The organism is uncultured Paraglaciecola sp. (assembly GCF_937123705.1).
Classification (GTDB): Bacteria; Pseudomonadota; Gammaproteobacteria; order Enterobacterales; family Alteromonadaceae; genus Paraglaciecola.
On the sequence record NZ_CAKZKO010000163.1, the window covers coordinates 1 to 8,456 of the forward strand.

At 41.2% G+C, this 8,456-nt stretch carries 9 protein-coding genes; all 9 read right to left on the bottom strand.

Annotated features, from left to right (window positions below):
• Positions 1-86: 86 nt before the first annotated feature.
• Positions 87-281 carry a hypothetical protein gene (locus Q0688_RS21680; RefSeq protein ID WP_299082346.1) on the bottom strand — a complete coding sequence of 65 codons (195 nt, stop codon included), beginning with the start codon at positions 279-281 and terminating at the stop codon, positions 87-89.
• A gap of 243 nt (positions 282-524) precedes the next feature.
• A complete protein-coding gene (locus tag Q0688_RS21685; protein ID WP_299082348.1) occupies positions 525-806 on the bottom strand; it encodes a hypothetical protein in 282 nt (93 codons plus the stop codon).
• Between the two features lie 2 nt (positions 807-808).
• Positions 809-1,138 carry a hypothetical protein gene (locus tag Q0688_RS21690; protein WP_299082350.1) on the bottom strand — a complete coding sequence of 110 codons (330 nt, stop codon included), beginning with the start codon at positions 1,136-1,138 and terminating at the stop codon, positions 809-811.
• Positions 1,139-1,149: 11 nt separating this feature from the next.
• Positions 1,150-1,566 (bottom strand): hypothetical protein, encoded by a 417-nt coding sequence (locus Q0688_RS21695; protein WP_299082352.1) that lies wholly within the window; start codon positions 1,564-1,566, stop codon positions 1,150-1,152.
• Positions 1,567-1,579: 13 nt separating this feature from the next.
• Entirely contained in the window at positions 1,580-2,290 is a 711-nt protein-coding gene (locus Q0688_RS21700; protein ID WP_299082354.1) for a hypothetical protein, read from the bottom strand.
• Between the two features lie 3 nt (positions 2,291-2,293).
• The gene (locus tag Q0688_RS21705) at positions 2,294-3,364 is read right to left on the bottom strand and encodes a hypothetical protein (protein WP_299082356.1); all 1,071 of its coding nucleotides are present in this window, start codon (positions 3,362-3,364) and stop codon (positions 2,294-2,296) included.
• Positions 3,365-3,368: 4 nt separating this feature from the next.
• A complete protein-coding gene (locus Q0688_RS21710) occupies positions 3,369-4,223 on the bottom strand; it encodes a hypothetical protein (RefSeq protein ID WP_299082358.1) in 855 nt (284 codons plus the stop codon).
• Positions 4,224-4,231: 8 nt separating this feature from the next.
• Complete coding sequence (locus tag Q0688_RS21715) at positions 4,232-8,134, bottom strand: PKD domain-containing protein (protein WP_299082360.1); 3,903 nt, start codon at positions 8,132-8,134, stop codon at positions 4,232-4,234.
• Between the two features lie 7 nt (positions 8,135-8,141).
• On the bottom strand, positions 8,142-8,456 hold a 315-nt coding region (locus tag Q0688_RS21720; protein ID WP_299082362.1), incomplete at its 5' end, for a hypothetical protein.

Genomic DNA, 8,456 nt, shown 5'->3' on the forward strand with positions numbered 1-8,456 from the left:
CTGGCATTTTTGTCGGGTATTAAATCAATCAATTTCCCAACAATCGGGCTTATCATCGGCTGCAAAAAATTCCACATAGTTAATCCTTAAAGCATTGAGCAAACGAAGATTGCCGCCAAGAAAACAGCAATATACCTACCAGACTGCGGACATTCTCTAAAGAATTTAATGTATTCATCTCTCTGCTTACAAAAAAAATCTTTAGCCTGAATTGAAGCTTGGTGTTTCAATTGGATATGCTTTTCCTTTAGTTCTTCATTCACTCTTTCTTCTGAACCCATATTACTCCTCGCAAATATCTGTATCTATTGATTCGTCAACATCTCTTACGTACTTTGAGATCATGCATGTATTAAGTATCAAGGACTGCCTATTTAGATCTAAAGTTATACTCAATTCTTTTATAGACTTTTTTAACTCCTCTTTTTGCTCTACACTTGTTACTATCTTCATGGTATTAAAAAAAAGAAAAGTAGACATAAAAATGCATAAACAAATAATTATCTTTGTATTTTGATTACTCATTATTTTATTAAACCAACCATGCTAAAGACATTAAATATACTTTCAATATTAAAAAAAAGAGAAGAAATAATAGAAACAAAGCCAGCGAAAACAATAAGCAAGACTTTAATACAAAGACTAATAATGCTCTTGCTTTCCAACTGAGATTTCTCTAATGTCTCGACTCTGCTAGATATTCCAAAAAGCATTCTGTAGATATCAATATCTGAAACATGATCAGGGATAGTGCAGTCTTCCCTACGTCTTTTATTTGGATTGTTGTCCTTTTCAGAATCACTCATACCTAAAGATTCTTTATGAAAATTCTAAATGATCTGTCCACTTTTCTACCCAGTGTTGTCTTAAACCGTGCTGTTACAGAAGAAAATGTATTAACCGTTCCTCCCGACAATATTATCGTTATAGATGAATTCGAATCAGTCACATAAAAATCATCTATAACTAAAGAAGGGTCATCAGAAAAAGCCTCGACTTTCATTGCATTTTCGTCAATGAACTCTCCGTCCTGAAGATAGTCTTGTGTTCCTCGTCCATTCCTCAGAGCAGCAAGATCTACCATATAATCTATGCCTTCTGAGTTTGGATCTTTTGGCTCTAACGTTTTAAACGCCACAGGATTTTCCTTTACAGTCCGAATATTCCTTGCGCATCAAATGCAAGCTGAATGTCTCCGGTATTCGGCGTCACTGGTAAACCGCCAACACCGGAATCTATATATGCAATTAGACGCCATGTGGTATTAGCGCCTGCATTCCTACGATAAAACGCTAAAGCCTCAGCACTATCACCGCCGACACTTGGAAAGGTTACATTATCACCATCAAATATCCTTCCCGTTTGCGTCTTATTTAGTATTTCTTGATCTGTACCAACTATTCCTGATAGGTCACTATAAAATTGATGAGTATCAGAATATGTGTATGTTCCAGTGTCTACTAATGCCACGTACACACCTGTTGCGCCTTCTGCCGAATCAAGTTCAGTATTAGCTGTATGCTTCATTAATTCTTGTTTATAAAGTGGGTATATACTATTAGCCATAATTTCTCTCCTGTTAAGTTAAACTGTTTTTCCTACCTTCTACCTTGTATATTCTCGAGTCCGGCGTAATCAAAACAACCTCAACGGAGATTGCATGACTGTAAAATTGATCTTCTTCATTGAATAATGTTGCTGATAATGTGATTATTGGCGATACTGCGTGCGCATAGAATAAATCTGTGTCTAGGAACAATGACGCACTCAGGTTTATGTCTGGTTCGTCCTGTCCTACCGTATGAGAATAAAATAAGTCATCATCAATGAACAAAGAAGCGCCTAGCAATTGATCGATAACTATTGAAGGAGCGAAAAATAAATCACTATCCAAGTACAATGATGCTGATAGATTTTGGTCCTGACCACCTATTGAAACGGTGTGCCCATAAAATGAATCATTATCTAAATATATTGAATGTGATAGGATTTGCGCAGAACCAACATTTGAAATGTTATGGGTATAGAATAAATCATCATCAAAATATATGGTTCCAGATAAATCCTGAGTCGCCCCACCTAAAGAAACTACGTGAGCATAAAAACTGTCATCATCTAAATAAACTGAATGACTTAGACTTTGAATAGATCCAACAAGAGACAAGTTGTGCGAATAAAACTGATCATCATCATTAAATAATGACGCAGTTAAATTAGTTTCGGAAACAGCATTAAACGGGCTAAAAAACCCTACTCCAAAACCACTTGTCCCTGGATACGTTAATTCCATTTATTAAAGCACTGTGAAAATGTCATTATTAGCGGGAATAGCTTTCAAGTCAGTCACGGTTAACACTGGATTCGCGGCATTAGTGCTACCTGTTATCCTGAAAGAACTACCTCTTAACGCAGTCGTTGCGGTGTTTTTGCTGAATGTTCCAGACTTACCTTCAAATTGATTGAGGACACTCCCAGCAGGATCACACGCAGACGTAACTATTGAGTTAATGGTTGAACCGTTACCAACTGTGCACATAGTGTTCCCATCTACTGCGCGTGTAAATCTTGATAAAGTATCAGCGCTGCTTGCAATCTCTTTTATATCAGAGACCATATTTCCATCAGCACTCAATGAAGCAGGCAATCTACTCAAAATTTCTAACATTGCAAGAGCATTAATCCCAGCAGGATCAAAACCCGTATTTAACGCAATATCATCCAGGCTATTATCTGTTAGATCGACTTTACCACTTGTCAATTCAATACTTAATTGATCAAAGTTATCGGGCAAAACTCCGTTAGCTATGCCATCAATAGTTAGCCAGTTGCTTGTTATATCTGGCATAACAACGCGACCACTTATGTCGACAACAAGAGTCCTTCCTAAAGTTAATTTAGGCCGTACAACTTCCACTCTCAATGCTATAGTCGCCATATCTGCCTGAGTGATATAAAAAATAGCATTTTCAGAATCTAGCCCTGTTGATATGGTTGTGCCTTCAGCGCAAAGAAGCGTATACCATCCTGGCATTAATGACTTATCGACCTGCGCAACTGTGGGAGATGTCATTGCTACAGGCGATGAGTTGCCCTTTATTCTCAATACTCCGAACGACGTTAAATCGGTCAGTTTATTTCCCTCGGTATCAGTAGCAATAAAATGAACGACCGTTGAAGTATTCCCACTTGGAATCTTTACGCCAGTATCTACAATACTTATGTGCTTGAAATTAATAGTTATTGTCGGCGTGGGGGTCGGCGTAGGTGTTGGTGTTGGTGTTGGTGTTGGCGTAGGTGTAGGAGAACCGGATGCCACTGCACTATCACCAAATACGCCTTCTCCTAGTACTATTTCTCCAAGCATAATATTATCCGTTTAAAATTACTGTTACTCGGTTAGCATCACGCGACCAATTGCTTAACGTTTCATCCTCAGTGAAATTTGCAAAATCCCCTCCACGGAATAGTGAACCTGTTATAACGCCTGATGCATTTGCTCCAAGCCAATATGGGTTCGGGTTTGTTGTGCCTTTTAACGAGCAACCAGCTCCCGATGCCATGACAGCAACATAAAGTTCTCCGGAAGGAATAAATATAGGCGATGCCGGTGTTGCGGTTTTAATACCTGTTGTCGATACATCTATCGCTCCTGCAGATGTAAATTCACCGTAAGCAGTTCCAACTTCACCATTATCAAGTTTTTCATATGCGGCTATCTTTACTGTCTGAGCTGCAGCAACACCTACGATTATGCTTGCAGAAGAAACAAAACCATGTGCACTCCTGAGCCAAGGGTATAAGTGTTTTGTATTACCAATTCCGACATTAGCATTATCTAGATCATACTCGCCTACGCTTGCTCTTCCTTTTATACCCGTTGCGTCATCGTAAGCTGCACCATTAGATGCCGCAATAAAACTTCCTGCTTCTGTAGCAAGCTGTATAGTTGCCCCGCCAGCAGTTAAATCAACAGCTGTTGGGTTAGACCTGTTAAAAGTCCCTGATTTTAATGTTTCTTTAATTCTTACCCTTGCCGCAGTTGTAGATGTTAAGAGTCGATAAACACCGATTTCACGATCATCGCCAAGAGCAACGATTGCTTGAAATTCAGCACCAATAGGAACATTTCCTGATATAACTTGACGATTAGCACCAGATGCGGCACCTAAAGTTATCGTTCCCGTACTGCCAGTCGCAGCTTGTTGAATATAATTACCAATCATTTCTTCTCCTATTGAACCGTTAACGTATGTCTTGCTATTGTGTGCAACCCGTCCTCGTCGATCACTTGTATTTTGACTTTGTAAGTTCCAGCTTGAGTGTATGTGTGCGTCAACTGGTTATCAAAAGTACCATCACCCCAATCAACTGACGTTAGGGTTATTGTGTCTTGGCCTGGGTCGGTTACCGTGTAAGTCAGTGTATACAAAGTATCAACAGCTACCGTACTCCCAGACGTCACCGCTGCTCTTGGATTTACATTGAGTGTTGTCAAATTGAACGATCCCGCACTTGTCCCGCCATCGATGTCAGTCGCAGTGACATTAACAGTCATTATTGCATCGCCATCCGGCATTAGCCGTGTGATATCGAAAGACGTTGCACCCGCCGATATCGTGCCGTTGTGCGTTTGCAATCCTCCCCAGTCAACAGTATAAGAGCCGCCATTCCCATCGGAGTCAGTTACAGAAACAGTTCTCGTAAACGTTGTCCCTTCATTGACATATGCATTGCCGCCCGTATCGATAACAAGCGTATCTCCGCCACCACCCCCGCCTGATGAATTGACTGTAATAGTGAAAGAACCCTGAGCCGTTTCACCAACATCATCAGTGATCGTGACTGTTACAGGCACACTGCCGGCAGTTGACATTAAACGACTAATATTGAATGAGGATAAACCTGCCGCAACATTAATATTTTCAGTCACGCCATTCCAGTCAACAACCACCGTCCAGCCATCCGCGTTAGTGTCTTCACCATCGGAAAAAGTAACGGTTCTTGAGAAGGTATCTCCCTGTGTTACGGTGGCATTAGCACCAGCATTAATCGCAAGAGTAGATGGCGTACCTGTACCTGAGCTGCCACCATCAACCAAAAATTGCGCGGTATGAATAAGCGTTGTGGTATTACCTTGTACATCACTCACCGAAGCTTCAATAACCTGATTCATGTCGGTTATGTTTGATCCCAGTGAGATCGTTGTAATGCCGTGCAACTGCGCGGATGGTGCTATATTTGCACAAGTTCCGCCGTTTCTTAGACAGACATTCAGTGTGTTAACGTCAATCCCTGTACCTAAATCAACAGTACCAATTACCAATTCTGATATAGTGTCTGCTGAAGGTACGGTTGCACTCATAACCAATGTGGGATTGTGAGTATCAAGCGGGTCTAATGCACCGCCAGGCGCACCTAGTTCTATCCATCTGGCAAGAGTGCCCAACTCATCTTTAGTAATGGATGTTGGATGCGCTGCACCAAAATCGATATCATCAGAAAACTGCACATCAGTTCTATTATCTGTCCGCTCATTCGCTGCTTTCCAATAGAGCAAGCTACCTCGGCTATCAAAAGCTTTCATGTATTTTGTTAACCAAGGTCTAGCAAAGAATGTGCCTCCACTAACTTTAAACCCTGCAGGCACATAAGTCTGCGTGTGATCGTTTACCAATCTCCACCAAGTAGAACCAGGAGCCGGAAGGTTTGCATTTGGGAATGTATCCATTGTGTAATCATCTAATACCAAACCACCCTCAAGCCTTGGATTTGATCCAGCACCAGGTGAACCACCGGCAGCATGGCAGGAAACACACCTAGCTTGTAATATAGGTCTTATGTCTGAATCAAAATAAGGCGCATATCCATATCCTGTTTCTGTACGTACTATAGGATCACCGTTGCCATCAACGCCATTCATTAAAGGTACGGTGCCCTCACCTAAAACAAAAGGCACATAACCCGGAGTAGCAGCATGTGACTGAGCGAATGTTATCCGTGTATCCCTACTATGGACATGACAGCCGCCGCAAGTTTTTTCTTCACCAGACTTTAACGATTGCCATGTTTGATCCTTATTCAAGAGACGGCCATCACAATCTAAGCCAGCCATCGTGTAAGACATATTCGCAGGCATTCGTACCATGAAACTTGTATCTTCATTGCCTGATGCATCAATTATTGGATTGCCGTTGCCTAGCCTGTTTCTTGTATTAAACTCACCTAAAATTTGCCATCTTTCACCTAAAACATTGAAGATGTCTTTCACTACATTTATATTCGTATTTGGCAATTGACCGTATATCCTGACTCCGCATAAGTCAGCGTCTGTATAATCAATCGTGTCAGTACCTTGCATATGGAAGGCATGAAGAAGGGAGAAATCAAACGGGTCTGATCTTATTCCGTCTGGCGATGTAGTCTCCCTGTCTGTGATTGAAGCAGCGCCAAGCATTGCAAATGGGCTTGATTTACCAAGCGCAGAACTTTTTGGCGTTGTTAAAGTAGCTGGCTGAGAAACCCCATGTATATCTGTGTAAGGTACTACAGCCCGCGGGTATATTTCGTGATACTCTTTTTCATCAACAATCACAACTAAATCATTAGGTGTTGCAGAAGGGATCACGGAAGCCTTGTATATACCTAAATTACATCCAGGTATATCACCGTTCATGCCATCAACGATCATTGATTTAGACAATTCAGTGATTAAATTAGCCATAACACCGCTACCGTTACCTGTTACATGCTGCGGCTGTGATTGAGTAAGATTATTCCATGCTGAACCATTACCAACAACAGAACAAGCTCCGAATCCAGCAACCATTCCAAGACCATTAGATGGCAATGCAAAAGGAAAGCCTATTTTTGGATTCCATGGCATAGGATCGGAATAGGAAGGATGAGAAACTACAGTTGTAGGAAAACCCACAACATCAATTGGCATATTGTCTCTATTTGTTGCCCAAGAAGCGAAGTTAATCGATGTATTAGGGAAGAAAGCATTGTTAATGTTTGCTACTAATGGGTCTTGGCCTTCCCTGCCTGCAGGCTCTAAAACAATTCCTGTTATTACTCCCAGCGCCTGGTTGTTCTGTCTGTAATAATTACCAGTCCAAAACCTTTCATCCGTGGTTTGCGCAAAGTTATGTAGAGCGTTATGATCTTCTCCGTGATCAGCCGCACCGGTATCATTCGTGTGCTGTCCAAGTATTGGAAATGGTAGGGTGCCGTCCGGTCTTTGACCCCAAACTTTAAACATATTACTTAAAGTAGTCGATCCAAGAAGTGGGCTGTTTCCTTTTCTAAAAGCTATACCCGCACCAGTCTGCCAACTTGAAATAGCAACCCTACCATCCTTTAACTGAATAGGATGCTGTTCTTGACTGCGTGCATGATGACTGTCTTGCGTAATATTTGTACCATCAAGTTCAAGCGAATACACCGCATAACCCATGTTTGACTTACCAGTCCTGAAGACCATCTGACTAGTATGACCCGATCTATTCGATGTAAAAGCTATACGCCCATTTGGAGTTCCATTTGCTATGTAAGCAGGCCCAGAATCATACCGACCAGAAACGGAAGGAGTTAGATCAAAGTTCGCCCCGCCTGCAACGGTATATGTACGGAGATGTGAGCCGGTCGTTGATATTTGAGTATTAGGTAAAACTTCCCTTGGGTTGCTGTTATCAGCTTCTGAAAAAGGATGCATGGCTTTATTATCAAAGCTCTGCTCATAATTAAAAAGAGTGCCTTCAAAAACTGCATAAGTTATTTGTGTACCATCAAATGAAACAGCTGAATCAAGCGCTGCACATGTTGACCCGCCCACAACACTCCCACTTGTAGAGCAATCATGGATAATTGTTTCTACACCAACAGCATCACGATAAACAAGATCACATGGCGCTGAAAAATTAGTTACAAAGTTAGTAACATCAGGAAGCACATCAAAAACATCAAGGCCTATAAACTCTTTGGTTATATTTTGCGTCTGTCCCGCAATAACAACATCACGCGTAATGGTATGCGTCGCAGTCGTGGCCTTACACTTAGAATAAACAATAGGTGTTTCAGCCAAAACAGGCGATGAAATAAACAATATAATCAATAATGATGCTAATCTAATCATTTGATCCTTAATATGTGATTGCATTAACTGCTTCTTCTGTTGTTGCTGAATTAACCAAAGTTACTTTTGAGTTTAGATTTGCTTCCGCTGGGGCGTTTCTTGTCAAAATTGCCAGAGCAAGACCCTGCAAATAAATATGTGTCACCGTATAGTTGGTTTCCGTAGCATCTCTCCAATGCTGAGTGAGAGGAACACTCCCGGGAGACAATACTTTTGCTAATATTTCCTGTGCTAATTCATCAGCTACCCAAGTCTTGCTGTCATAGTCTATATTTGCGTATATCTCTGCAGCATATGCCGCTTGCAGTTCCAATATCTTCTG